We start from the raw sequence: 25,643 nt of genomic DNA on the forward strand, positions 1-25,643 counted from the left end.
GCGGTCAGCCTACAAGTATTCCAGTTGCTTAATCCAGTATGTCGACCGACTCTTCCGGTTCACCAGTCGCTCGGAGCCGACGCCTTCGTGGGCGGCAGGGCGACATCCCTCGCCCACTGCGCCTGCCACGCAGGGAGGTCGGTTGGAGCCGGGCCGGTGAGCTCGATGAGCTCCGAGAGCGCCACCACGCCGCCCGAGCGCTTGAGGAACCGACCTCGCACGAGGGCCTGGGTGTAGATCTCCCCGCCCACGACCACCCGGTGTTCGATGAACACACCCTTGTCGTCATAGCCCGTGACCCGGGTCTCGACGGCGAAACGCTGCCAGGGCTGCAGCGACTTCCGGAAGGTGATGCTCTCGCTCGACACCACCGGGTACCAGCCCAGGTGCTTGAAGCGATCCCAGAGTCCGTTCCGGATCAGGAGGTCGAACCGGCCGAGGTCGAAGATCGACAGGTAGACACCGTTGTTCATGTGGCCGAGGACGTCGAGGTCGGTCGGCAGCACGCGCAACCGGATCCGACCGACGTCCCAGGTCTCGAGGCGCTCGCCTCGGCGGGCTCGACGGCGGGACTGCAGGAACATGGCGATGGTGCGGAAGATGAGGTGCACGGATGTGACCGTATCCCGCCGGCGCGGCGTCGTACACCATGGTTGTCCCGACTCGACAACACCCGGGTCCTGGGACGCCTGGCGACGTGTGGCGTCCGACACACCTGGACCGGATCGCCGACGGTCAGTCAGCGGCGACGCTGTTGCCCTCCCCACTGTCGGTGACCACCGGCGCCGACGAGGTCGCGACCTTGTTGCCGTTGGCTCCCTCGACGAACGTGACGTTGTCGACGGTCGAGACGTTCACGAGGGTGATGGAGCTGTTGAACGAGAGGTTCACGACGGCTCCCGTCACGGTCACGATGCTGTTGGAGGCCTCCACGACGACGTTCTCGCAGTCGCCGTCGACGGTCACGTTCGAGCTGTCGTCGACAATGGTCGCCGTGCCGTCGACGCACTCACCGGTGACGTCGGGGATCGTGTACTCGGAACCGGTGGTGGACTCGGCGGCGACCGTCGGTGACGCGCTCGTCGTCGACGTCGCATCCGCGTCGGTGCATCCGGCGAGGGCGATGACGACGAGGCCCGCGGCGGCGAGGAGGGTGGGTTGCTTGGGCATGGGTGCTCCTTCGGAGGCTGTAGGGGGAGGCAGGAGCCGCCGGCCCGGTGCAGTGACGCCGGGCCGGCGGCTCGATGGTCAGCTCACTGGGTGAGGGTGAAGTCGTACCCGGACGAGGCGATGACCTTGCCGGCGACGGTCTCGGTCACGGTGCCGCCGAAGTACCGCGCCGGGAGATAGTCACGCGGCCAGGTGATGGTCCACTCCCCGGTCCGTGGGTCGGCGATCGCGGAGCCGAGGTCGGTGCCCCACGCGCCCGTGATCTGCACCCGCGCCCCCGGGTTCGCCGCACCGGTGAACACCGGCCTGGTGCCGGTGAGGGTGTCGCCGACTCTCGGCGAGGTGACGACGAGTCGGGGCTGGACGATCGTGAAGTCGTACACGAAGGTGTGCGTCGGCACCCCGTCCACGAACTGCTTCACGGTGCCTCCGGCATACCGGCTCGGCAGGAGGCTCTTGTTCCAGGTGATCGACCAAGCACCGCTCGCGTCGACCTGATCGACGACCCCGAGGACATCGCCCCACGCGCCACGGATCTCGACGCGCGACCCCGGCTCGCCGGTCCCACGGAACACTGGGGTCGTCTCAGTGATCGTCTCGCCGCGCCTCGGCGACTCGACCACCAGAGGGGCGATCGGCTCGTCCGGTGCCCGGACGATGTTCGCCGTGAAGTCGGCGATCGTGATGCGGGAGGAACCGTAGGTGACCTTGCCGCCCGTGGCCTCGCCGACAGGAGCGTCGTCGTTCGCCCGCAGCGTGAACCTCAGCGTGGTCGTGCCGACCGGCAAGACACCCCCGATGCCCAACGCGTCGAGCGTGAAGGCCGGGTGGTCGACCGCAGTGATCCGCGTGTACACCGGGTGGTAGACGTCGATACGCTGACCACTGGCATCGGCGTTGAACGTCGCCGCCACCTCCACGGACTGACCGGGGGCGAGCGTCGGCGTGGGGATCGAGGCGCCGGGCGCGAGCGGCGACGGGACCGTGAAGTCGAAACGCACCTGGGCATCCGACCCGGTCCCGCTCTGGGTCGCGGTTCCCGTGTAGCGGCCGGGCTCGAGCTGGATCGCCGGAACCGACCAGGACGTGGAGTCCAGGGGGACGTTCGTGCTCGCGAGCAGGGCCTGCGCGTCGGTGCGGATCGAGATGGACGATCCGGGCTGCCCGATACCGCTGAACGTGGGGGTCGGCGTGTCCACCTTGGCGCCGATCGCCGGGGTCCGCAGTTCGAACGGCTCGATCGGGGCCAGCTGCGACTCCACGACGACATCGGTGAGCGCGTCCATCGTGAGCTCGACGAAGGTGTCGTTGTCCGTCCCGCCTAAGGAGTACGGACTCGACACCGGGTACAGCGCGTAGCCGGCGACCCACTTGTTCGAGACGTACCGCCACTCGAAGTCCTGCGACGGGGACCCCGTGCACGTCCGGGCTGCGACGAGCGCGCGGGAGCCGTCGCCGGCGGGCGTCAGGCAGAGCGTCGAGGACGTTCCCGTGCCGGTGATCGGCCCGGCCGCACCGACGGCAGGGAGGGAATACGTTCCCGCGAGCGACGCTGCTCCGCCCACCGAGGACGAGTACAGCCGCTGGACGTTGCGACCCGACTCCGGCGAGGAGAGCCCGACGTACGCCGAGGATCCGCTGGAACGGTTCTGCAGGACGAGCTTGCCGATCACGCGAGACGAGCCGGCCGCGGGGGCCACGGCGTCCGACGCACCGGGGGCATCCCCGGTGCCGAACGCGTCACCGGGTGCGTCGTCGTGCTCCTGCTGGTCCGCGATGGACCCGACGGGCGGAGCGGCGGACGCCGGGACCGGGACTCCCACCGCGGTGAGCAGGATGGTCGCAGCGGCCAGGGCCGAGAGCGTGGATCGCAGGAGCAGGGAGCGCGGAGCACGGATCAGAGCAGTCACGAGGACCGAGGCTACTCATCTGGAATATCGCCGTGGGGGCTGTCGCCGAATCTGTGGAGAACTCGTCCTCAGTCGGTCGGCACGTGCCGCTCGTCTGGCCCGACGTACTCGGACAGCGGACGGATGAGCGCGTTCGACGCCAGCTGCTCGGCGATGTGCGCCGTCCACCCGACGATCCGAGCGGCGACGAACAGGGGCGTGAACGTGACCGTGTCGAACCCGATCAGGTTGTACGCCGGGCCCGAGGGGTAGTCCAGGTTCGGCTTGATGTTCTTCCGCGCGACCATGTCCGCTTCGAGCGTCGTGTACAGCTCGAGGATCTCGGGCTTGCCGTAGTGCTCGGCGAGCCGCTCGAGCGCCTTGAGCATCGTCGGCACGCGCGAGTCGCCGTTCTTGTAGACCCGGTGTCCGAAGCCCATGATCTTGCGCTTCTCGGCGAGCGCCGCGTCGAGCCAGGCGCTGGCCTGGTCAGCCGTCCCGATCTCGTCGAAGACGTGCATGACGGCCTCGTTCGCCCCACCGTGCAGGGCGCCCTTGAGCGCGCCGATCGCACCGGTGACCGCCGAGTACAGGTCGCTGAGGGTCGAGGTGATGACCCGGGCGGTGAACGTCGACGCGTTGAAGGAGTGCTCCGCGTAGAGGATCATCGAGACGTCGAACGCCTCGACGACGACCGGATCGGCCTCTTCTCCGAAGGTCATGAAGAGGAAGTTCGCGCTGTAGCCGAGGTCGTCGCGCGGCGGGACGAGCTCGAGGCCGTGGCGGCGGCGCTGGTCGTAGGCGACGATCGCGGGCAGCTTCGCGTACAGGCTCGCGGCCTTCACCGCGTTGGCCTCGGGGGTGTTGGTCTCGGCGGTCGGGTCGTTCGCGCCGATCACACTGACGGCCGTGCGGAGGGCGTCCATCGGGTGGCTCTCGGTCGGGAGGAGGTCGATGGCCGCCTTGACGTTGTCGTCGAGCGCGCGCTGGCCCCGCTCCAACGCAGTGAACTCCGCGAGTTCGGCGTCCGTGGGCAGTTCACCGTTCCAGAGCAGGTACGCGACCTGCTCGAAACTGCAGTGCTCGGCGAGCTCCTGGACCGGATACCCGCGGTAGAGCAGGGAGTTCGTCTCCGGGTTCACCTTCGAGACGCTCGTCACGTCGACGACGACGCCGGCGAGACCCTTCTTGATGTCGCTGGTCGCTTCGGTCATGCGTTGCTCCTTTGCGTACTGCCTGCGCGCGTCCTGCGCGCGTCGGTCGAGCTTGGCACCCGGCTCGCCCCTCGACAAGCTCGGGGAGCGGAGACCCAGGTGGTGTTCACCGGCGCGGGGACACCTACCGGTCGATGGTGAAGTTGAAGACCGAGGTGTCGAAGCGGTTGTAGCCCTCGTAGTCGATCAGTTCGTAGAGGTCGGCACGGTGCTGCATCTCACCGAGCTTGCTCGTGAGCGCGCCCTCGTCGTTCAGCGTGTCGAGCGCGCGACCCGCGGCGCCCATCGCGATGCGGAGGAGCGACACCGGCCAGATGACGAGGTTCACGCCCACATCGGCGAGCTGCTGAGTCGTGAACAGCTCGCTCTTGCCGAACTCCGTCATGTTGGCGAGGATCGGCACGTCGACCGCGTCGCGGACGGCGGCGAACTCCTCGAGGGACCGCATCGCCTCGGGGAAGATCGCGTCGGCTCCGGCGTCGACGAGCTGCTTGGCCCGGTCGATCGCGGCGTCGAGCCCGTCGACGGCGGCGATGTCGGTGCGCGCCATGATGAGCAGGTTCGGGTCTCGCCGGGCGTCCACGGCGGCACGGATCCGGCCGAGCGCAGTGGAGGTGTCGACGACCTGCTTGCCGTCGAGGTGGCCGCAGCGCTTCGGGTTGACCTGGTCCTCGATGTGGAGCCCGGCGAGCCCGGCGTCCTCGATCTCCTGGACGGTGCGTGCGACGTTCATCGGCTCCCCGAAGCCGGTGTCGGCGTCGACGATCGCGGGCAGCTCGGTCATCCGGGCGATCTGCTTGGCGCGACCGGCGACCTCGGTGAGGGTCGTCAGTCCGATGTCGGGCAGCCCGAGGTCGGCGGAGAGCACCGCGCCGGAGATGTAGACGCCGTCGAAGCCCTTCTGTTCGATGAGCCTCGCCGAGAGCGGGTTGAACGCGCCCGGGAAGCGCAGCAGCTCACCGGTGGCGAGTCGCTCGCGGAACAGCCGGCGCTTCTCGGCCGGCGTGGTCTCGCTGTACAGCATCAGCGCAGTCCCTTCTGGAGGTCGGCCGGCATCAGAACAGGCCGTTCGGGTGGGGTGCCGAGGCGAGGACCCCGGAGGCGGCCTGGATGCTCAGCTGCTTGACCTCGTCGGCGTCGAGTTCCGGGAGACGTTCGGCGAGCGCGAGGAAACGCTCGATCTCCTCCGGGTCGAGGACGTCGGCGGCGAGCGTGCGGAACTTGTGGACGTAGTCGGCGCGCGCGAACGGCCGGGCGCCGAGCGGGTGGGCGTCGGCGACGGCGATCTCGTCGACGATGGTCGACCCGTCCGTGAGCGTGATCTCGATGCGCCCGCCGAACGCCTGTTCCGCCGGGTCCAGCGAGTGGTAGCGGCGCGTCCACTCAGCGTCCTCCGCCGTCGAGATCCGGTGCCACAGCTCGACGGTGTCGGCGCGGGTGGCGCGCTCGGGACGATAGGAGTCGACGTGGTGCCACGCGCCGTCCTGCAGCGCCACCGCGACGATGTAGGGGATGGAGTGGTCGAGCGTCTCGCGCGACGCCGTCGGGTCGTACTTCTGCGGGTCGTTCGCGCCGGAGCCGATGACGTAGTGCGTGTGGTGCGAGGTGTGGAGGACGATGCGGTCCACCTGCGGTCCCTGAGCCTGTCGAAGGGCAAAAAGCTCCGGGTGCTCGTGGTGCAGCTTGCGGGCGAGGTCGATCCACGCCTGCGCCTGGTACTCCGCCGAGTGCTCCTTCGTGAAGGAGTCGAGGATTGCGAGCTTCGGCTCACCGGCGCCGGGCAACGGGACGTCGTACGAGGCGTCGGGGCCGTCGAGCAGCCAGGCGACCACGCCGTCCTCGCCCTCGTAGATCGGCGACGGGCTGGTCTCGCCGCGCATCGCCCGGTCGACGGCCTCGACCGCCATCTTGCCGGCGAACGCGGGAGCGTGCGCCTTCCAGGTGGAGATCTCGCCCTTGCGCGACTGGCGGGTGGCCGTCGTGGTGTGGAGTGCCTGGCCGATCGCCTGGTGGATGGTGGCCTGATCGAGGCCGAGCATCGTGCCGATGCCGGCCGCGGCGCTCGGGCCGAGGTGTGCGACGTGGTCGATCTTGTGTCGGTGCAGGCTGATCGCCTTCGCGAGGTCGATCTGGATCTCGTAGCCGGTCGCGATCCCGCGGACGAGGTCGGCGCCCGTGCAGCCGACGTGCTGCGCCACCGCGACGATGGGCGGGATGTTGTCGCCCGGGTGCGAGTACTCGGCGGCGAGGAAGGTGTCGTGGAAGTCGAGCTCGCGCACGGCGACGCCGTTGGCCCAGGCCGCCCATTCCGGGGAGACGCGGCGGGCGAGGTCGGGCCCGAACACCGTGGCACCGTCGCCGCCGGTGCTGACGGGGTGGCTGAGCGCCTGGGCGCGAGCCGAGGAGACGGGTCGGCGCGTGAGCGAGGCGGCTGCGACGGCGGCGTTGTCGATCACCCGGTTGATGATCATGTCGACGGCCTCGGGCGTCACCTCCACCGGATCGGTCGCGACGCGGGCGAGCTGCCAGGCGAGCTGTCCTTCGCGGGCGAGGTTCTCGTCACTGCGGTGGACGCGCAAGTGGTGCTGGATCACGGGTGTTCCTTTCGGGTGCGGCCCGTCCGAGTGTGCTGCGGGGCGTCGCGTCCTCCAGCCTACGCCCGCGGGTCCGTGGCGCCGCAGCAGGAGAACCGCCCGGGAACAGGACATTTCACGTGGAATGGTCCTGCTGTCGCGCTGTTCTCCTGGCACCGTGGAATACCAGCCTCGTTCTCCGCATCCACCCAGCCCGCGCACACCGCGCATACGGCGGCCGCGGCCAGAGTGACACGCATACCGACCGCTGACGAACCGAAGGAGACGACCGTGCCGATGCACACCCCTGGGGCACCACAGACCTTGCACCTGTTCGGCGACGTGGTCCGAGCCGAGGCGCTCCACTACACCGAACTGTTCGCGGAGAAGCCGTTCGTGCCGGCCCTGCTGCTCTACTGCTCGAACGGTGCGTACCGCATCCTGTCGCCGGGCGAGGACCACCCCGGCAGTTACGTCGCCGAAGGGCCGCTGTCCGCGGAGCGGGTGCGCGTGAACTTCATCTCGTGGCCGTCCGAGGACTGGAACCGGAACGTCGCCTTCCACGTGCTCGACTTCGACCGGACGACCGGAGGGTTCACCCAGCGACTGCGGCTCCCGGGCGATCCCGAGCCGAAGCACCAGGCCGGCCGCCACACCGAGGTCACCGACCTCGGTGCCTGGGACGCGGACACGACGTGGGAGACGGCCGAGCCGCTCCTTCACGAGACCTTCGAGGCACTCGCCCGCGGCTGACGGAGCGAGCGGCGGGCCGAGCGAGCGGCTGGCCGTCAGCGAACGGGACGAACCAGCGTGTCCGGACGATCGCCGACGGTCGGGGTCAGGCGGCGAGCAGCTGCGGGTCGGCCGCAGGGCGCAGCGGGGTGATCGTCGCGTCGGCGAGCGCGTCCTCGGCGAGGGGCAGCTCGACGACGACCGGAGCCGCCGCGGTCTCGAAGCGGTCCGCGATGTCGAACATGAGCGCGTCGAGGCGGGTGCGGAGCGCGTCGGCGATGGTCACGACCACCTCGGAGGAGGCGTCCTTGCGTCCGCGCTCGATCTCCGACAGGTAGGGCGTCGACACGGCTGCGGCGGTCGCCACGTCCTGCAGGGTGCGCCCCTGTGCCAGCCGACGCGTGCGCAGGGCCGCGCCGAGGGCTTCGCGGTACAACATGGCGACTCCTTCCGGCTGCGGGCGCGGGCTCCGTGACCGCGTGCTCTCACTGTAGGCGCGGCTCGGCCAGGCTCGGGGAGCCCGCGTTCTGCCGTCAGCGGACAGGGCGAGCCGTCCGCTACAGGAAGATGTCGGGGTAGAGCTCAGACTCGTCGACGCCCGGTGAGTACTTCGCGAGGTCGGTGACCCCGGCCTCCGCGAGGACGTCCTCCACGATGAGCGACCGACCCGTGAGCTCACGCGCCGACGCCGTCAGGACCTCGTAGGCCGCGTCGGCGTAGATCTCCGGGGTGCGACTCTTCGCCAGGAGGGCCTCGCCGCCGAGGATGTTGCCGACCGCCGCCGTCTTGATCGTCGTCTTCGGCCAGAGCGTGTTCGCGGCGATGCCGTCGCGTCCGAACTCGGCAGCGAGACCGAGCGTCACCATCGACATGCCGTACTTCGCGAGTGTGTAGCCGGTGTGCGCGCCGAGCCACTTCGGGTCGAGGTTGAGCGGCGGTGACAGCGACAGGATGTGCGGGTTCTCCGCGTCCTTCAGCATCGGGATGGCCGCCCGCGACAGCATGAACGTCCCACGCACGTTCACGTCCTGCATGAGGTCGTACCGCTTCGCGTCGAGGTCGAGGGTCCGCGCAAGGCTGATGACGCTCGCGTTGTTGACGACGATGTCGATGCCGCCGAACTCACCGGCCGTCTCGAACACGGCCCGCGTGATGTCGTCGTCGTTGCGGACGTCGCCGAGGATCGGGAGCGCCTGCCCACCGGCCTCGCGGATCGCGTCCGCTGCGGTGTGGATCGTCCCCTCGAGGCGGGGATCGGGGGTGTCGGTCTTGGCGAGGATCGCGACGTTCGCGCCGTCGCGGGCCGCACGCAGGGCGATCGCGAGGCCGATGCCGCGGCTGCCGCCCGACATGAGGATGGTCTTGCCGGCGAGGGTGGTCATGCGGTGGGCTCCTTCGGGGTGGTGGTGGTCGACGCGGCGGCGCGCTTCGCCGACGCGGCGGCGAACGCCGCGACGCGCGCGACCGACTCGGGCGTCTCGATCGCCGCGCCGATCGTGCGGGCTTCGTCGTCGAGGGCGTCCTGGTAGCCACGGCCGACACTCTCGCGCAGCAGCCGCCGCGCCTGACCGAACGCCGCCGTGGCTCCGGCCAACCAGAACGCGGCCACCTCGCGGGCGCGGGCGTCGAGCTGCTCGGCGGGGACCACCTCGGTCACGAGCCCCCAGTCGAGCGCCTCCTCGGCGCTCAGCATCCGCGGGCCGAGGGTGAGCTCGAGCGCCCGACGCATCCCGACCGCCTCGGGCAGCAGGGTGCTCACGCCGCAGTCCGGAGTCAGGCCGATGTCGGCGTACTTGCTGACGAACTTCGCCCGGTCGGACGCGATGATCACGTCGGCGACGAGCATGAACCCCAGCCCACCGCCCGCGACAGCCCCCTGGACGGCGGCGACGATCGGCTTCGCGACCGACTGCAGCGTCCGGTGGCCCTCGTGGATGATGTCGGCGAGCTCGGTGACGAAGGCGCCCGTCGATCCCTCGCTGCCGTCACCCATCCGCGACATCGCGAGGACGTCGCCACCCGCGCAGAACGCCGGACCGTTGGCGTCGAACAGGACCGCCCGGACGTCGTCGCGCTCCGCGATCTCGAGGGCGAGGTCGCGCCACCGTCTGGCCGCACGGTCGTCGATCGCGTTGAGGCTCGCGGGCCGGTTGAGCGTGAGGTGCGCGAGGCCGTCGCTCACCTCGAAGAGGATGGTGTCGTCGCTGGTCACGGAGTGGCTCCCTGGTCGGTGGATGGGTTCGTCGGCATCGGAGAGCCGGTCATTTCGGCGCCATCCGGATCGCGCCGTCGAGGCGGATCGTCTCACCGTTGAGGTAGCCGTTCTCGACGATGTGCAGCGCGAGCGAGGCGTACTCGTCGGGGCGGCCGAGGCGGGCCGGGTACGGCACCTGGTGCCCGAGCGACTCCTGCGCCGCCTCGGGCAGTCCGGCGAGCATGGGTGTCTCCATGATGCCGGGCGCGATCGTCACGACCCGGATCCCGAAACGCGCCAGCTCGCGGGCGATCGGCAGCGTCATCGAGTGCACCGCGCCCTTGGACGCGGCGTAGGCGGGCTGGCCGATCTGTCCGTCGAAGGCGGCGACGGACGCGGTGTTGATGATGACGCCGCGGTCTCCTGCGCCGTCGACGGGATCACCGTCCGGATCGTTGTGCTGCATCGCGTCGGCGGTCAGCCGGATGACGTTGAAGGTGCCGAGGACGTTGACGCGCAGGACGCGTTCGAAGGCACCGAGGTCCGCCGGGCCGTCGCGGCCGAGCACCTTCGCCGGTGGTGCGATGCCGGCGCAGTTCACGACGACCCGCAGCGGTCCACGCGACACCGCCGCCTCGACCGCCGCCTGCACCTGCTCACCGTCGGTGACGTCGGCGGGCACGAAGGTCGCGAACCCGCCGAGCTCCTCGGCCCGCTCCGCCCCGGGTGAACCGGGGAGGTCGACGAGCACGACGCGCGCGCCGGCACCGGCCAGCCGCGTCGCGGTCGCGAATCCGAGTCCCGAGGCGCCGCCGGTGACGATCGCCGAACTGCCGGTCACATCCATGTCGTGGTTCCCTTCACGTGGTGGGCGCGCCCATCAGAGGCGCTCGATGATCGTCGCGTTGGCCATACCGCCGCCCTCGCACATCGTCTGCAGCCCGTAGCGGCCGCCGGTCGCCTCGAGCTGGCCGAGGAGGGTGGCGAGGAGCTTCGTCCCGGAGGCGCCGAGCGGGTGCCCGAGGGCGATCGCCCCACCCCGCGGATTGAGCCGGTCGTCGTCCACCCCGAACTCGCGTTGCCACGCGAGCGGGACGGACGCGAACGCCTCGTTGACCTCGAACGCGTCGATGTCGTCGATGTCGAGCCCGCTGCGCTCCAGGATGCGGCGGGTGGCGGGGAGGATGCCGGTGAGCATCTCGATCGGGTCGCTCCCGACCGCGGCGAAGGAGACGAAGCGCGCACGCGGCGTCAGCCCCAGCTCGAGCGCCCGGACCTCGCTCATGATGAGCGCGGCGGAGGCGCCGTCGGTGAGCGGTGAGGCGTTCCCCGGGGTGATCCGCCAGGCGATCTCGGGGAAGCGCGCCGCGAGCCGCTCGTCGCGGAAGACGGCGGGGAGTCCGGCGAGCGCCTCGGGGGTCGTCCCGGCACGGACCGTCTCGTCGGTCGTGACGACGGAACCGTCGGGGAGGGTGACGGCGACGACCTCGCCGTCGAACCCGCCGGACGCCCAGGTCGCGGCGGCGCGCTCGTGGGAGCGGGCGGCGAAGGCGTCGAGCTCCTCGCGGCTGAGGTTCCAGCGGGCGGCGATGAGTTCGGCGGAGACACCCTGGCCGACGAGGCCCTCGGGGAAGCGGGCTCGGAGGGCGGGGCCGAAGGGGTCTGCCCCCTGCACGTTGGAGCCCATCGGCGCCCGACTCATCGATTCGACACCGCAGGCGATGACGACGTCGTTGCCGGCCGACATGACGCTCTGCGCGGCGAAGGTGGTGGCCTGCTGGCTGGAGCCGCACTGCCGGTCGATGGTGGTGCCGGGCGTCTCCTGCGGGAGGCCTGCGGCGAGCGCCGCGTTCCGCGCGATGTTCTGCCCCTGCTCGCCGGACTGGGTGACGCAGCCGGCGTAGACGTCCTCGACGACCGCGGGATCGATGCCGGTCCGCTCCACGAGCGCACGGATCGTGCCGGCGAGGAGGTCCGTCGGGTGCACGGCGTTCAGCGCACCGCCCGGTTTGCCCCGGCCGGACGGCGTCCGGATCGCGTCGACGATCACTGCAGTGCGCATAGCCATCTCCTTCGAGGTCTGCGTCCACCCTAGGCCTGGCGCCTGCGCCGACGGCGGCGGTTGTGGCCCTTCGACAAGCGAGGGGCCGGAACGTCCGTGTCCGCTGGACCGGCCCGACGATCCGCGGTCGGCGCCACGTACGATTGAGCGGTGGCTGACCCGAAGATCCTCCTGTACTACGCGTTCGCTCCCCTGGCGGACCCGGAGGCGATCCGGCTGTGGCAGCGCGACCTCTGCGAGTCACTCGGTCTCCGTGGTCGCATCCTCATCTCGAAGGACGGCATCAACGGCACCGTCGGCGGCGAGCTCGACGCCTGCAAGCTCTACGTCCGGAAGACGAAGGAGCACCCCGCGTTCCATGACCTCGACGTGAAATGGAGCGACGGCTCGGGCTTCGACGAGGACGACCACGTGCGCACGGCCAGGCACCGTCCCGCGCCCTGGCGTCGGAGCAGCGACTTCCCGAAGCTCAGCGTGAAGGTGCGCGAGGAGATCGTGTCCTTCGGCGCCCCCGGTGAGCTCGTGGTGGACGAGCACGGCGTCACCGGCGGCGGGGTGCACCTGCAGCCGACGGAACTGCACGAGCTCGTCGCGGAGCGCGGCGACGACGTCGTGTTCTTCGACGGCCGGAACGCCTTCGAGGCCGAGATCGGGCGGTTCGCCGGTGCGGTCGTGCCCGACGTCGCGACCACCCGGGACTTCGTCGCCGAACTCGACAGCGGCAAGTACGACCACCTGAAGGACAAGCCGGTCGTCACCTACTGCACGGGCGGCATCCGCTGCGAGGTGCTCTCGGGACTCATGCGCTCTCGCGGCTTCGGCGAGGTGTACCAGCTCGACGGCGGCATCGTCCGGTACGGCGAGCAGTTCGGCGACGACGGCCTGTGGGAGGGATCCCTGTACGTGTTCGACAAGCGGGGCTCGCTCGAGTTCAGTGATCATGCGGCCGTCATCGGACACTGCGTCGTCTGCGACGCGTCGACGAAGCACCTGCAGAACTGCGCGGACCGCTCCTGCAAGACGCAGTTGGTCGTGTGCGAGGCGCACGCGGACGGGCCGGACGGCGGCCCGCGATGCGCCGTGCACACCGGGGCCGACGTCTCCACCGATGCTCGCACCGGCCGGCCCGCCTGAGCCGCCACCGTCATGACCGCCCACTTCCGCCTCCGCACCGAGCTCGCCGGGACGATGCAGCAGGCCTTCGACCTCTCGCGGTCGATCGACGCCCACCTCGGCTCGATGGCGGACACCGGTGAACGGGCGGTCGGCGGCGTGACCTCCGGGCTGATCGGCCTCGGTGAGACCGTCACCTGGCGGGCGAAGCACTTCGGCGTGCCGTGGACGATGACGAGTCGGATCACCGCGTTCCAGGAACCCCACCGGTTCACCGATGAACAGGTGTCCGGTCCGTTCCGGACGTTCCGCCACGTCCACCTCTTCGAACCGCTCGAGCGCCCGATGGGGACGGCGCGGACCATCATGCTCGACGACGTCACGTTCTCGGCGCCGTTCGGTCCGCTCGGGGTGGTGGCCGAACACGTCGCGCTCACCCGGCACCTGCGACGGCTCATCGAGTCGCGGAACCGGTGGTTGGCGGAGGCACTTCGACAAGCTCAGTGACCGATAGGTGCGGCTCAGTGACCGGAGGGTGCGGCGGTCCGGCCACTGAGCTTGTCGAAGTGTCGAAGGGCGGCGGTCCGGTCCCTGAGCCTGTCGAAGGGCGACTACCTCGACATCGAGATAACCCGACACCCGTCGTGCCGCGCCCTGACCGCGCACATCCGCCCCTGCCAAGATGGAGCCATGGGTGCTCGCACGAAGTCGAAACTGGCCATCATCGGGGCGGGGAGCGTCGGTTCATCCCTCGCCTACGCCTCGCTCATCCGCGGCAGCGCCCGGCGGGTGGCGCTCTACGACATCGACGGCAAGCGGGCCTCGGCCGAGGTCCTCGACCTCGCCCATGGGACGCAATTCACCGGGTCGAGCAGCATCACGGGCGGTGACGACATCTCGGTCGTCGCCGATGCGGACGTCGTCGTGATCACGGCCGGCGCGAAGCAGGAACCCGGCCAGACCCGACTCGACCTCGCTGGCACGAACATCCGCATCCTCGAGCAGCTGCTCCCGAAACTCGTCGAGCAGGCACCGGACGCCGTCTACATGCTCGTCACGAACCCGTGCGACGTCCTCACCGTCGCCGCCCAGCAGATCACGGGGCTGCCGCGCGAACGCGTCTTCTCCTCCGGCACCGTCCTCGACACCTCCCGGCTGCGCTGGTTGCTCGCCGAGCGCGCGGGTGTCGCGACCTCGGCGGTGCACGCACTCATCGTCGGTGAGCACGGCGACAGCGAACTGCCGCTGTGGTCGCAGGCGACCATCGGCCCCGTCCCGATCCTCGACTGGGAGTTGCCCGACGGGTCGCGCTTCACGGAGCAGCAGCTCGACGAGATCGCGACCGACGTCCGGACGGCCGCCTATCGCGTCATCGAAGGCAAAGGCGCGACGAACTACGCGATCGGGCTCTCCGGGGCACGGATCGTCGAGGCCATCCTCGGCGACGAGCACGCGATCCTGCCGGTGAGCACCGTGCTCGACGGGTACCACGGCGTCAGCGGGGTCGCCCTGTCGGTGCCGAGCATCGTCGACCGCTCGGGCGTGCGGTCGGTGGTCGAGGTCGCGATGTCGCCCCGCGAGGAACAGCAGTTCGCCGACTCGGCCGCTGCAGTCCGCGCGTCGCTCGACTCGCTCGGGCTGTAGCAGCCGACCTCCTCCTCGGCTCCGCCGTCCCTGTCTCAGGAGAGGTGCGGCGCGCCGCCCCGATGCGCCCACGCCACGCCGGGCATCTCCTGAGACGGGGCCACCGGCACCTTCACCGGGATCTCCCCCGAGCGGCCGATGCGCAACCGGTGTCGGCCCCGATAGCGTTGCAGGACGAGGCGCGGATCCGGCCGCGCCCCTGGGGAGGCACCGGATGACCGCTGGCGTGACGATCGAGTTCGATGGACTCTCGAAATCCTTCGGGGCGGTGCAGGCGGTCGACGACTTGACGTTCCACGTGGAACCGGGCAAGGTCACCGGCTTCCTCGGCCCGAACGGCGCCGGGAAGACGACGACCCTGCGCATGCTCCTCGGCCTCGTGCAACCGACGTCGGGGAGGGCGACCTTCGGCGGTGTCCCCTACGCCAAGCTGCCGGTCCCAGCAGCGACCGTCGGAGCGGCTCTCGAGGCGGCGAGCTTCGTCCCCGGCCGCACCGCCCGCAACCATCTGCGCGTGCACGCCTCGGCAGCGCGTCTGCCGGCGAGCCGGGTGGACGTCGTGCTCGCGCAGGTCGGGCTGCTCGAGGTCGCCGACCGACGCGTCGCCGGGTACTCACTCGGCATGCGACAACGGCTCGGCCTCGCGACCGCGCTCCTCGGCGACCCCGGTGTGCTCGTCCTCGACGAACCGATCAACGGGCTCGACCCCGAGGGGATCAAGTGGATCCGCGGCTTCCTCACCGCACTCGCGGCCGAGGGTCGGACCGTCCTCATCAGCTCGCACCTGCTCAGCGAGGTGCAGCAGTCCGTCGACGAGGTCGTGATCATCGCTAAGGGACGGCTTGCGCACGTGGGCACGCTCGCGAGCCTCGACGCCGCCGACACCCTGCGCGTCGTCGTGAACTCCCCGGAGCACGAGCGGCTCGCCACGGCGCTGACCGCCGCGGGGTACACCTTCGACCAGGCCCGCGCGGGGCTCGTCGTGCACGATGTGGAGGCGATCGACATCGGCCGGGTCGCGCTCGCCGCCGGCATTCCGCTCAGTGCGTTGTCGCGGCATCGATCAGGGCTCGAGGATTCGTTCCTCGCGCTCGTCAGCGGTGGGGAGGACCACGCATGACCTCACTACTGGCAGCCATCCGCTCCGAGTTCCTCAAGGTGTTCACCACCCGCGTGTGGTGGGGCCTCGCGCTCATCCTGTTCGTGTACGTCGGGTTCGCCGCGGCTGGGGCGGCGCTCCTCTTCGCCAACATCCCGGGCGCGGCCGAGTCCAGCGGGGCCGGGGCGCAGGCGACGAGCGAGATGCTCACCCAACCCGGTCTCATCTACGGCTTCGCGACGAGCATCGGGTACGTCTTCCCCGTCCTGCTCGGTGCGCTCGCCACGACCGGCGAGTTCCGGCATCAGAGCCTGACGCCGACGTTCCTCGCCAACCCGAACCGCGGCCACGTCCTCGTCGGCAAGGTCCTGGCACTGACCGGGGTCGGCGCGCTGTACGGCGTGATCGCGCTGGTCGCGTCCGTCGGTCTCGGCGGCGGCGCCCTGGCCATCAGCGGCATCGATCCGATGCTGACCGACCCCGACACCTGGGCGCTCATCGGCCGTGCGGTACTCGCGATGGCCCTGTGGGGTGCGATCGGCGTCGGTCTCGGGGCGGTGCTGCCGAGCCAGGTGGGCGCGATCATCGTCGTGCTGGCCTTCACGCAGTTCGTCGAGCCGCTGCTGCGCCTGGCTTCCTCATTCTCCGAGGTCACCGCGTCCATCGGCCGGTTCCTGCCGGGTGCTGCGACGGACGCGCTCGTCGGACCGAGCTTCTACTCGATGATGTCCGCTCAGCAGGACGCGCTGACCTGGTGGCAGGGCGGACTCGTCCTCCTCGGCATCGGGGTCGTCGTCGCGCTCATCGGCTACGCCACGACCTGGCGCCGCGACGTCACCTAGGCACGGCGGGCGCGCTGGCTCAAGCCAGCCAGCCTCTCGCCGGCGAGGCGTAGGCTCGACGGACAGCCACCGACCGGTCACCGCACCGGAGACAGGAGCACCATGGGCCGCGCATACCTCGTCGAGCAGGTCGAGCACGAGGGTGGCAAACCCACCCGGACGGTCGACCTCCGCGACCTCCCCGACGCCTCGCTGCCCGACGCCGCCGTCACCGTCGACGTCGAGTACTCGAGCATCAACTACAAGGACGCCCTCGTCCTCACCGGGAAGCCGAGCGTGGTGCGGTCGTTCCCGATGGTCGCAGGCATCGACCTCGTGGGCGTCGTCGCGGCGTCGAGTGATCCCGCTTGGAGCGCCGGCGACCGCGTGGCCCTGTTCGGCGACGGCCTGAGCGAGACCCGGTACGGCGGGCTGTCCGAGCGTGCGAAGGTGCGGTCCGACGCGCTCGTCCGCGTCCCCGACCACGTCTCGAGCGCACAGGCCGCCGCGATCGGCACCGCCGGGTACACCGCGGCCCTCGCCGTGCTCGCGCTCGAGCATGGCAGCGCGACCTCCGGTGCAGTCCGTGTTGGCGGGCTCCCAGTGCTCGTCACCGGAGCCGGCGGCGGGGTCGGAAGCGTCGCGATCGCACTGCTGGCCGCCGCCGGTTTCGAGGTCACCGCCTCGACCGGGCGGGTCGACGAGCTGGGTGACGCCCTGCGGCGGCTCGGAGCGACGTCGATCGTCGACCGCGCCGAGTTCGCCGAGGCCGGCCGCCCACTCGGCAGCCAGCGCTGGGCGGGAGCCGTCGACTCCGTCGGCGGCCAGACGCTTGCGACGGTCTTGTCGCAGGTCGAGTACGGCGGGACGGTCGCCGCCTGTGGGCTCGCCGGCGGGTCCGACCTCCCGACGTCGGTCATGCCGTTCATCCTGCGCGGGGTCACGCTCGCGGGCGTGAACTCCGTCGAGGCACCGCTCCCCCTGCGGCAGGCCGCCTGGGAGCGCGTGACCACCGCGCTCGACCTCGACGTGCTCGACACCCTGACCGAGACGGTCTCCCTCACCGAGGCGACGGATGCGGCGGAGCGGGTCCTCGCAGGCTCGGTCCACGGCCGGATCGTCGTCGACGTCCGCGCCTGATCGGACCCAAGGAACAGGCCCGGCCGTCCCCAACTCAGGAGGACCGCGGCGCGGCGCACGCCCACCCCCGCGACACACCGGCCGACTCCTGAGACAGGGACACTACCGAACCGGCACTACCGAACTCAGGAGAGTTGCGGCGCGGCGCGCGCCCACCCGGGCGACACACCCGCCGACTCCTGAGACAGGGACACCGCCCAGCGCTCCAGGAACGCGACAGCGGCCGGTGCCCGAAGGCGACCGGCCGCTGCCGACGGGACTGCTGAGACTCAGTAGCCGGCGGTCGACATGACCGAGCCGAGCGCGACGGCGTAGAAGATGCCGCCGATGATGCCGAGCACGACGAGGATGATGCCGATGATGACACCGATCTTCGCGAGCTGGTTCGGGTAGCCGGCGTCCTTCGACTGCTTCTGCGCGACGAGGCTGATGATCAGGCCGACGAGCGGCACGACGATCGCGAGGATGAGGCCGACGAGGCCGAGCGTCTTGCCCGGGTAGTCGGCGGGCAGGGCGCCGCCCGGCTGCTGCGGGGCGTTGTACTGGGGTGCGTTGGTCATGATGGTTCCTCTCGAGGATGGTAGATGCGCCACGGGCGCGAGCCAACAGTAGTGGGTTAGATACCCGACAGGCGATGGGGACAACTCCCCAATCGCCCGGATGTCACCGGGCTACGGGCAGGTGATGGTGGTCGTGCCGTCGGTGTGGACACCGCTCCCGAGGGAGGCGCACGCCTCGTTGAACGCCGCAGCACCGATCGCGATACCCGCGATGGTCGCGATGATCGCGATGACGATGAAGACGATCGACAGGATGAGGCCGACCTTCGCCAGCGTGTTCTTGACTCCCGCGTTCTTCGACTGCACCAGGGCGACGATGCTGAGGATGAGGCCGATCGGCGGGGCGAGGAACGCGAGGATCAGGCCGACGATGCCGAGCGTCTTGCCGGCGGTCGCGTCGCCGGAGGGAGCTGCGCCGCCGGAGTACGCGGGAGCCGCGCCGTACTGGTCCTTCGGGGGCTGCGGCGCCTGGGGAGCCTGCGGCGGCTGGCCGGGGTATTCACCGGGAGGAGGAGTCGACATGGCTGTGGTCCTTTCGAACAGGCGGATCTGCGGAGGTTCGAGCGGGCCCAGAATACCGGTCAGACGTCGTTTTGTGCCCTGTTCGAGGCAAATGATTGCGCACGGCCCTGATCAGCGCCAGGATGCGCGGACACCGCGTCCTCGCCGACGGTCCGGATCCGGCCGAGACCGCCGTGCGCCGGGCAGCTCGTCCTAGTGCAGGTCGAGGGCCGCGATGAGCTCGGCGCTGCGACGGGTCGTGATGATGAGCCGCGAGTACTCCGCGTCTTCGAGATCGATGACGACCGACGGTTTGGTGCCCTTGATGACCAGGAAGTCCATGCCGCCGTGGAACTTCCACTGGCCGATGGCGAGCGTCAACGGGATCGCCGTACCGGGCGCACGAATGCCCCGGACCCAGATCCACGGGTCGTCGGTGATGGTGGCGGAACGGATGCTCGACCGTGGCACGACGACGTTGCTCCGACGCAGCGAGAGCGCTTTGTCGTACGCGGACAGCTCGATCTCCAGTCGGTCGGGGTGCAGACGCAAGGAGGCCATGCCTCTAGTCTGCCAACCCCCACCGACGTTCGCGTTGCCGGAAGTTCACAAAGCGGTAACGCATGCCCTGTGCAGCGTCCGACGTCGGCGGCGGGGCGACCGTCCGACTCAGCGGATGGCCGCCGCAGCCGCACGTGCCGCCGCGGGCAGGGCGTCGACGATGCGCCCGATCGCCTCGTCGTCGTGCGCCGCGGAGACGAACCAGGCCTCGTACACGCTCGGCGGGAGCGACACCCCCGCGTCGAGCATGCGGTGGAAGAAGGCCGGGTAGCGGAAGGCGTCCTGGCGCAGGACCGCGGCGTAATCGGTCGGTGCCGCCTCGCTGAAGGCGAAGGAGAACAGGTTCCCTGCGCGTTGCACGGTGTGCGCGACCCCGGCCTCCGTGAGCGCGCTCGAGGTCGCCTCGGACACGATCGCGGCCGCCGCGTCGACCCGACGGTAGACGTCCTGGTCGGCGAGGCGCAGCGTCTCGATGCCGGCGGCGAGGGCCACCGGGTTCCCCGAGAGCGTCCCGGCCTGGTAGACCGGGCCGGTCGGTGCGAGCAGGTCCATGAGCTCGGCGCGCCCACCCAGCGCGGCGAGGGGCATGCCACCGCCGATGACCTTGCCGAAGGTGAAGAGGTCGGGCTGGTACACGCCGACGGGGATGCTGATGGCGCCGGTCGAGTTCGCGACGGCGTGGTTGCCTGCCTCCCAGGCCTCGGCGCCCGGGACGGGCTCCGTGCCCGGCGCGACGGCGGCGAGTCCGCGGTTGTCGAGCCCCCACCAACCGGCGGAGGAGACGCGGAACCCGGTGAGCACCTCGTCGATGATGACCAGCGCGCCGTACTCGTGCGCGAGCTTCACGACGCTCGCGTTGAACCCGGGAGCCGGCGGGACGACGCCCATGTTGGCGGAGGCCGCCTCCATGATGATCGCGGCGATGTCCTGGCCACGCTCGGCGAAGACCTCGCGGAGTGCCGCCCGGTCGTTGTAGGGGACGACGATCGTCTGGGCTGCCGTCTCGGCGGTGACCCCGGCGGACCCAGGCAGGGCGAGGGTCGCGACGCCGGATCCCGCCTCGGCGAGCAGGCCGTCGGAGTGGCCGTGGTAGTGCCCGGCGAACTTCACGATGAGGCTGCGACCGGTGGCACCGCGCGCGAGGCGGATCGCCGTCATGGTCGCCTCGGTGCCGGTGGATACCATGCGCAGCTTCTCGATCGGCGCGACACCGGACGCCTGGACGCGCTCCTTGACGAGCTCCGCGAGCTCGGTCTCGGCCGGGGTGGACGCGCCGAAGGAGAGGCCGCGCGCCGCAGCGGCCTGCACGGCCTCGACGACCTGCGGATGCGCGTGTCCGAGGAGCGCGGGGCCCCACGCGCTCACGAGGTCGACGTACTGCACGCCCTCGGAGTCGGTGATGTAGGGGCCGGTCGCGGACACCATGAACCGCGGCGTGCCGCCGACCGAGCGGAAGGCACGGACGGGCGAGTTCACCCCGCCGGGGATCGACCGCTGGGCTCTGGCGAATGCTGCGTCGTTCATCGGGTTCCTCCTGCACGCAGACCGCGCGCCTCATCCAACCAACCGGCGAGTTCGACGGCCCAGTAGCTCAGGACGACCTCGGCTCCGGCGCGCTTGATGGACAGCACCGACTCCTCGATCGCGCGTCGGCGGTCGATCCAGCCCTGCCGGGCGGCGGCCTCGATCATCGCGTACTCGCCGGACACCTGGTACGCCCAGACCGGGATCGACACCGTGTCCGCCACGTCGGCCAGGACGTCGAGGAAGCTCCCTGCGGGCTTCACCATGACGATGTCGGCGCCCTCTGCCTCGTCGATGAGCGCCTCGCGCAGACCCTCACGACGGTTGGCGGGATCGAGCTGGTAGGTACGGCGGTCGCCCTGCAGCTGCGAGTCGACGGCCTCGCGGAAGGGGCCGTAGAGCGCGGACGCGAACTTCGCCGAGTAGGCGAGGATGATCGTGTCGTCGAACCCGGCGGCGTCGAGCGTCTCGCGCACGGCGGCGACCTGGCCGTCCATCATGCCCGAGAGGCCGAGGAGGGCAGAGCCGGACTCCGCCTGGGCCAGCGCCATGTCGCGGTAGCGGTCGAGCGTGCGGTCGTTGTCGACGCGCCCGCGGTCGTCGAGGACACCGCAGTGTCCGTGATCGGTGAACTCGTCGAGGCAGAGGTCGGTCTGCACGACCAGGGCGTCGCCCACCTCGGCGACGAGCGCACGGGTCGCGACGTTGAGGATGCCGTCGGGGTCGGTCGCGCCGGAACCCACGGCGTCACGCTCGGCCGGGACGCCGAACAGCATGACCCCACCGATGCCGGCCGCAGCCGCCTCAGCCGCGGCCCGCTTGGCGCTGTCGACGGTGTGCTGTCGGACACCCGGCATCGAGGAGATCTCGACCGGCTCGGAGACGCCCTCCCGCACGAACATCGGGAGCACCAGCTCCGCCGGGTCGAGTCGCGTCTCGCTGACGAGGCGACGGATGGCCGGCTGCTGCCGGAGACGACGGGGACGGGTCTCGGGAATGCTCACCCGTCCAGCCTACGCGCCGCTGCCGACGAGCCCTCCCGGTTCGCGCAGGGCGTGAAGCCGGTCAGCGGATCCCGCCGCCGGCGTCCTCGTCGAGGTTCCGGCTGAGCGCCACGGACACGATCGCCTCGATCAGCGAGTCGACCGTCTGCTGCTCCGCCACGACGTCGACCCTGAGCCCGTAGCCTCGGGCGTCACGAGCCGTGCGGGGTCCGATCGCGGCGATGACGGTGCTCTCGGGGATCTCGGGGAACTGCGAACGGACCTGCTCCGCCACGCTGCCCGAGGTGACGAGGATGGCACGCACCCGGCCGCTGGCGACGTCGGCGACGATCTTCTCTGCCACCGGGACACCAACCGTGCGGTAGGCCACGACGGACTGGACGTCGTGTCCGGCGGCGATCAGGCCCTCCGTGAGGAGCGGCTTGGCGATGGCCGAGCGGAGCGTGAGGATGCGCTTCGGGTGCGGTTCGAGCGCCGTGAGCTCCTGCACCATGCCCTTGGCGGAGTTATCCTTCGCCGGCACGAGGTCGACGCTGTAGCCGACGGCGGTGAGCGCGGCAGCGGTCGTCTCGCCGACGGCGGCGACCCTCGTCGTCTCGGGGATCCGGATCCGCTGCGAGGACAGCACGTCGACCGTGGTCGCGCTCGTCACGGTCAGCCAGTCGAACTCCCCCGCCTCGAGCGCCGCGAGTGCGGCCCCGAGGGTCTCCGGGTCGTCGGTGCTGGCGAAGTTGATCATCGGGGCGACGACGGGCGACCCGCCTTTGCCACGGACCGTCCCGGCGACCGAGTCGCCCCACGGACCGCCGCGCGGCACGAGGACGCGCCACCCACCGAGCGGCTTGGTGGCGGTGGGAACGGTGTTCGACTTCGTCCAGTCCTTCACGCAGCGCCTCCCAGCGGGGCGAGGTCGGCTGCGCCGGCCTCGATGAGCTCGTCTGCGAGCGAGACACCGAGTGCGTCGGCCGCCTGGAGCAGCTCGCGTCCGTGTCCGTCGCCGGAGAAGCCCTCCGCGCGGCTCTCCAGATGGATCATCTCGGTGCCGTCGAGCGAGTAGACGGCGGCCTGCAGGACGAGGTCTTCGTCGTCGAGCCAGGCTGCCGCGCCGACGGGGGCAGAACAACCGGCCTCGAGCCGACGGAGCACGGCCCGTTCCGCCGTGGCCTGCCAGCGGCTCGGCGCGTGGTCGAGCAACGCGATGGAACCGGCGATGGACGATTCGTCGTCGTCGAGGCACTCGATCGCGAGCGCCCCCTGCCCCGGCGCGGTCGGCCAGGTGTCGAGGTCGAAGAGCCCGGTCACGGCGTCGAGGCGTCCGAGGCGGGTGAGACCGGCGGCCGCGAGGACGACGGCGTCGAGGTCGTCGTCGATGCGGCGCAGGCGGGTGTCGATGTTGCCGCGGATGTCGACGACCTCGAGGTCGGGCCGGATGCGCTTCAGCTGCGCGATCCGACGCGGTGAGCCGGTGCCGATCCTGGCACCCTGCGGCAGGTCGTCGAGCGAGCGGTCGTCGGAGGCGCACAGGGCGTCGCGCGGATCCTCACGCATGGGCATGGCGGCGATCGTGAAGCCCTCGGCCGGAGCCGTCGGCAGGTCCTTCAAGGAGTGCACGACGAGATCGCACGCGCCGTCGAGCAGGGCGTCGCGGAGCGCGTTGACGAACACACCCGTCCCGCCGATGGTGGAGAGCGACTCGCGACTCGTGTCGCCCTGCGTCGTGACGGTGACGATCTCGACGTCCTCACCGGTGGCCGCTGTGAGGGCGTCGGCCACATGACCGGTCTGCGCCAGCGCCAGGGCACTGCCGCGGGTTCCGATGCGAAGGGTCATGGGGCGATCCCCGAGAACGCCGGTTTGAAGCCCAGCCGGGCGTTCTCGCAGCACCCGGGGCGGCAGACGTCGTACCAGGGGCCGAGGTCGGTCATGTGCGGTCGTTCCTCGACGGGCGTGCCGTCGCGGCGCTCGAGGACGAGGTCGACGAGTCCCTTGACGTAGGCGGCGGCGGTGCCAGGCGTCGGGACGCGGACGGCGGCCAGGCCGTGCTCGCCGGCCGTCTCGATGGCCTCGTTGTCGAGGTCCCACATGACCTCCATGTGGTCGCTCACGAAGCCGAGCGGCACGATGACGATCGCCTTGCGGCCGGCGGCGGGCAGCTCGGCGATCGCGTCGTTGATGTCGGGCTCGAGCCACGGCATGCTCGGCGGGCCGGAGCGCGACTGGTAGACGAGCTGCCACGGCACCGAGACGCCGCTGCCGACCGCGCCACCGAGGACACCGGCCTCACGGAGCTGGTCGATGGCGTTCGCCATGACGACCTCGGCCACCGCGAGGTGCTGGGCCTCGTAGGCGCCGTGGTCGCCGAAGCCGCGGAAGTCGGGGCCGGAGCGCGCCGCGTCGCCGGTGGGGATCGAGTGCGTCGCGAAGAGCACCTCGATCTCCGTCTCGGCGGAGAGTTCGGGCTGTTCGCGCAGGTAGTCGGCGATCGCGTCACGGACACCGTCGATGAACGGGGTCACGAAGCCGGGGTGGTCGAAGAACTGACGCACCTTGTCGATCTGGATCTCGCCCTGGAGGTTCGTCTCGTCGACGGCGATCGCGAAGTCCTCGCGGTACTGCCGACAGCTCGAGTACGAGGAGTAGGCGCTCGTGGCGATCGCGATGAGCTTCGTGAAGCCGCGCTCGTGCGCCTCGGTCAGCGCGTCGCGCAGGTACGGGTCCCAGTTGCGGTTGCCCCAGAGGACCGGGAGGTCGATGCCACGTGAGGCGAGTTCGAGCTCCAGGGCCGCCTTGAGCGCACGGTTCTGGTCGTTGATCGGGCTGACGCCGCCGAAGTGGCGGTAGTGGTGCGCGACCTCTTCGAGACGCTCCTCGGGGATCCCACGCCCGCGCGTGACGTTGCGGAGGAACGGGATGACGTCGTCCTGGCCCTCAGGCCCGCCGAAACCGGCGAGGAGGATGGCGTCGTAGTCCGTCGGCTCGGAGACGTGCTCAGGACCGGCCGCTGCAGCGTCGGTCGCGCCGCGGACGATGCGCTCGGGGGCCTCGGCTCCGGTGCTCCCCAGGTTCATGGCGGCCATCAGCGCACCACCTCCAATGCCTCGGCGGGCGTGATACGGCGGCCCGTGAAGAACGGCACCTCTTCGCGCACGTGGCGGCGCGCTTCGGTGTTGCGCAGGTCGCGCATGAGGTCGACGAGTTCGACGACGTCGTCGGCCTCGAGCGGCAGGAGCCACTCGTAGTCGCCGAGGGCGAAGGAGGCGACGGTGTTGGCGAGCACACCCGTGAACGCCGCGCCCTGACGGCCGTGCTCGGCGAGCATCTTGCGACGCTCCTCCTCCGGCAGGAGGTACCACTCGTAGCTGCGCACGAAGGGGTACAGGCAGAGCCAGCCCTTCGGCTCGATGCCGCGGAGGAACCCGGGGACGTGCTGCCGGTTGAATTCGGCGTCGCGGTGGACGCCCATGGCGTTCCAGGTGGGTGCCAGCGAACCGAGGATGGCGGTGCGCCGCAGCTCCCGGAGGCCGGCTTGGAGGCCCTCGGCGGTGTCGCCGTGGAGCCACAGCATGAGGTCGGCGTCGGCGCGGAGGCCGGAGACGTCGTAGATGCCGCGCAGGGTCACGCCCTGGGCTTCGACGAGCGCGATGGATGCTTCGAGTTCGGAGACATGCTCTTCGCCGAGCGGCAGCGCACTCGCCGGCTCGCGGCGCAGGACAGCCCAGAGGGTGAATCCTGAGGGGCCAGTCGGGGTGGCTGAGTCGGTCGGGTGGTGCGATGCCTCGGCAGAGGCCGGGTGAGTCATAGTCCTATCCTCACCCAGTTCGGTCGATTGGGCAAAAGGGGCA

27 protein-coding genes are annotated in these 25,643 nt (G+C 70.6%); 7 read left to right on the forward strand and 20 right to left on the reverse strand.

Annotated elements, in window-relative coordinates:
- Positions 1–59 precede the first annotated feature (59 nt).
- The 6 genes from GV015_RS01805 to GV015_RS01830 form a co-directional block, all read right to left on the reverse strand.
- Positions 60–611, reverse strand: coding sequence for a thioesterase family protein (locus GV015_RS01805; protein ID WP_236555286.1), 552 nt, complete (start codon positions 609–611; stop codon positions 60–62).
- Positions 612–735: 124 nt separating this feature from the next.
- A complete protein-coding gene (locus tag GV015_RS01810) occupies positions 736–1,170 on the reverse strand; it encodes a hypothetical protein (RefSeq protein ID WP_159876197.1) in 435 nt (144 codons plus the stop codon).
- 83 nt (positions 1,171–1,253) lie between these two features.
- Entirely contained in the window at positions 1,254–3,080 is a 1,827-nt protein-coding gene (locus GV015_RS01815) for a hypothetical protein (RefSeq protein ID WP_159876199.1), read from the reverse strand.
- A gap of 68 nt (positions 3,081–3,148) precedes the next feature.
- Positions 3,149–4,273 carry a bifunctional 2-methylcitrate synthase/citrate synthase gene (locus tag GV015_RS01820; RefSeq protein ID WP_159876201.1) on the reverse strand — a complete coding sequence of 375 codons (1,125 nt, stop codon included), beginning with the start codon at positions 4,271–4,273 and terminating at the stop codon, positions 3,149–3,151.
- A 124-nt stretch (positions 4,274–4,397) separates the two neighbouring features.
- Entirely contained in the window at positions 4,398–5,297 is a 900-nt protein-coding gene (gene prpB, locus GV015_RS01825; protein WP_159876203.1) for a methylisocitrate lyase, read from the reverse strand.
- Positions 5,298–5,328: 31 nt separating this feature from the next.
- Positions 5,329–6,867 carry an MmgE/PrpD family protein gene (locus tag GV015_RS01830; protein ID WP_236555287.1) on the reverse strand — a complete coding sequence of 513 codons (1,539 nt, stop codon included), beginning with the start codon at positions 6,865–6,867 and terminating at the stop codon, positions 5,329–5,331.
- A 270-nt stretch (positions 6,868–7,137) separates the two neighbouring features.
- On the opposite strand from GV015_RS01830, the gene GV015_RS01835 reads away from it, so the two are divergent.
- Positions 7,138–7,599 (forward strand): hypothetical protein, encoded by a 462-nt coding sequence (locus tag GV015_RS01835; protein ID WP_159876207.1) that lies wholly within the window; start codon positions 7,138–7,140, stop codon positions 7,597–7,599.
- 85 nt (positions 7,600–7,684) lie between these two features.
- Here GV015_RS01835 and GV015_RS01840 read toward each other — a convergent pair whose 3' ends face one another.
- From GV015_RS01840 to GV015_RS01860, 5 genes are all read right to left on the reverse strand, one after another.
- Positions 7,685–8,017 carry a helix-turn-helix domain-containing protein gene (locus GV015_RS01840; RefSeq protein WP_159876209.1) on the reverse strand — a complete coding sequence of 111 codons (333 nt, stop codon included), beginning with the start codon at positions 8,015–8,017 and terminating at the stop codon, positions 7,685–7,687.
- 118 nt (positions 8,018–8,135) lie between these two features.
- The gene (locus GV015_RS01845; protein WP_064294896.1) at positions 8,136–8,960 is read right to left on the reverse strand and encodes an NAD(P)-dependent oxidoreductase; all 825 of its coding nucleotides are present in this window, start codon (positions 8,958–8,960) and stop codon (positions 8,136–8,138) included.
- Positions 8,957–9,790: an enoyl-CoA hydratase/isomerase family protein gene (locus tag GV015_RS01850; RefSeq protein ID WP_124767640.1), complete on the reverse strand. Its 834-nt coding sequence runs from the start codon at positions 9,788–9,790 to the stop codon at positions 8,957–8,959. The genes GV015_RS01845 and GV015_RS01850 overlap by 4 nt, the downstream gene beginning before the upstream one ends.
- 49 nt (positions 9,791–9,839) lie before the next feature.
- A complete protein-coding gene (locus tag GV015_RS01855) occupies positions 9,840–10,619 on the reverse strand; it encodes a 3-hydroxyacyl-CoA dehydrogenase (protein WP_159876211.1) in 780 nt (259 codons plus the stop codon).
- Positions 10,620–10,652: 33 nt separating this feature from the next.
- Complete coding sequence (locus GV015_RS01860) at positions 10,653–11,834, reverse strand: thiolase family protein (protein WP_159876213.1); 1,182 nt, start codon at positions 11,832–11,834, stop codon at positions 10,653–10,655.
- A 150-nt stretch (positions 11,835–11,984) separates the two neighbouring features.
- Here GV015_RS01860 and GV015_RS01865 point away from each other — a divergent pair, with 150 nt between their 5' ends.
- The 6 genes from GV015_RS01865 (at position 11,985) to GV015_RS01890 (ending at position 17,651) form a co-directional block, all read left to right on the forward strand.
- Positions 11,985–12,968 carry a rhodanese-related sulfurtransferase gene (locus GV015_RS01865; protein ID WP_159876215.1) on the forward strand — a complete coding sequence of 328 codons (984 nt, stop codon included), beginning with the start codon at positions 11,985–11,987 and terminating at the stop codon, positions 12,966–12,968.
- A 12-nt stretch (positions 12,969–12,980) separates the two neighbouring features.
- Positions 12,981–13,454 (forward strand): SRPBCC family protein, encoded by a 474-nt coding sequence (locus GV015_RS01870; RefSeq protein ID WP_079706369.1) that lies wholly within the window; start codon positions 12,981–12,983, stop codon positions 13,452–13,454.
- A 183-nt stretch (positions 13,455–13,637) separates the two neighbouring features.
- Positions 13,638–14,591: an L-lactate dehydrogenase gene (locus GV015_RS01875; protein WP_085514293.1), complete on the forward strand. Its 954-nt coding sequence runs from the start codon at positions 13,638–13,640 to the stop codon at positions 14,589–14,591.
- Between the two features lie 214 nt (positions 14,592–14,805).
- Complete coding sequence (locus tag GV015_RS01880; protein WP_086475196.1) at positions 14,806–15,711, forward strand: ATP-binding cassette domain-containing protein; 906 nt, start codon at positions 14,806–14,808, stop codon at positions 15,709–15,711.
- A complete protein-coding gene (locus GV015_RS01885) occupies positions 15,708–16,532 on the forward strand; it encodes an ABC transporter permease subunit (RefSeq protein WP_079706366.1) in 825 nt (274 codons plus the stop codon). The genes GV015_RS01880 and GV015_RS01885 overlap by 4 nt, the downstream gene beginning before the upstream one ends.
- A 102-nt stretch (positions 16,533–16,634) precedes the next feature.
- Positions 16,635–17,651 carry an MDR family oxidoreductase gene (locus GV015_RS01890; RefSeq protein WP_159876217.1) on the forward strand — a complete coding sequence of 339 codons (1,017 nt, stop codon included), beginning with the start codon at positions 16,635–16,637 and terminating at the stop codon, positions 17,649–17,651.
- 269 nt (positions 17,652–17,920) lie between these two features.
- On the opposite strand, the gene GV015_RS01895 is transcribed toward GV015_RS01890, so the two are convergent.
- The 9 genes from GV015_RS01895 to hemQ all read right to left on the reverse strand — a co-directional run bounded on the left by GV015_RS01895 (position 17,921) and on the right by hemQ (position 25,600).
- Entirely contained in the window at positions 17,921–18,211 is a 291-nt protein-coding gene (locus GV015_RS01895) for a hypothetical protein (protein ID WP_064294905.1), read from the reverse strand.
- A 111-nt stretch (positions 18,212–18,322) separates the two neighbouring features.
- A complete protein-coding gene (locus GV015_RS01900) occupies positions 18,323–18,733 on the reverse strand; it encodes a DUF4190 domain-containing protein (protein WP_138945552.1) in 411 nt (136 codons plus the stop codon).
- A gap of 192 nt (positions 18,734–18,925) precedes the next feature.
- Complete coding sequence (locus GV015_RS01905; protein ID WP_064294907.1) at positions 18,926–19,273, reverse strand: hypothetical protein; 348 nt, start codon at positions 19,271–19,273, stop codon at positions 18,926–18,928.
- Positions 19,274–19,381: 108 nt separating this feature from the next.
- Positions 19,382–20,797, reverse strand: a complete 1,416-nt coding sequence (locus tag GV015_RS01910; RefSeq protein WP_159876219.1) for a glutamate-1-semialdehyde 2,1-aminomutase — start codon at positions 20,795–20,797, stop codon at positions 19,382–19,384.
- Positions 20,794–21,801, reverse strand: a complete 1,008-nt coding sequence (gene hemB, locus GV015_RS01915; RefSeq protein WP_086475190.1) for a porphobilinogen synthase — start codon at positions 21,799–21,801, stop codon at positions 20,794–20,796. The genes GV015_RS01910 and hemB overlap by 4 nt, the downstream gene beginning before the upstream one ends.
- A 61-nt stretch (positions 21,802–21,862) precedes the next feature.
- A complete protein-coding gene (locus GV015_RS01920) occupies positions 21,863–22,687 on the reverse strand; it encodes a uroporphyrinogen-III synthase (RefSeq protein WP_159876221.1) in 825 nt (274 codons plus the stop codon).
- Positions 22,684–23,631 carry a hydroxymethylbilane synthase gene (gene hemC / locus GV015_RS01925; RefSeq protein ID WP_085514301.1) on the reverse strand — a complete coding sequence of 316 codons (948 nt, stop codon included), beginning with the start codon at positions 23,629–23,631 and terminating at the stop codon, positions 22,684–22,686. The genes GV015_RS01920 and hemC overlap by 4 nt, the downstream gene beginning before the upstream one ends.
- Complete coding sequence (locus GV015_RS01930) at positions 23,628–24,878, reverse strand: ferrochelatase (RefSeq protein WP_159876223.1); 1,251 nt, start codon at positions 24,876–24,878, stop codon at positions 23,628–23,630. Before GV015_RS01930 ends, hemC begins: the two co-directional genes overlap by 4 nt.
- A complete protein-coding gene (gene hemQ, locus GV015_RS01935; protein ID WP_064294913.1) occupies positions 24,878–25,600 on the reverse strand; it encodes a hydrogen peroxide-dependent heme synthase in 723 nt (240 codons plus the stop codon). Before hemQ ends, GV015_RS01930 begins: the two co-directional genes overlap by 1 nt.
- Positions 25,601–25,643: the final 43 nt, after the last annotated feature.

This window comes from Plantibacter sp. T3 (assembly GCF_902506515.1).
GTDB lineage: Bacteria > Actinomycetota > Actinomycetes > Actinomycetales > Microbacteriaceae > Plantibacter > Plantibacter auratus.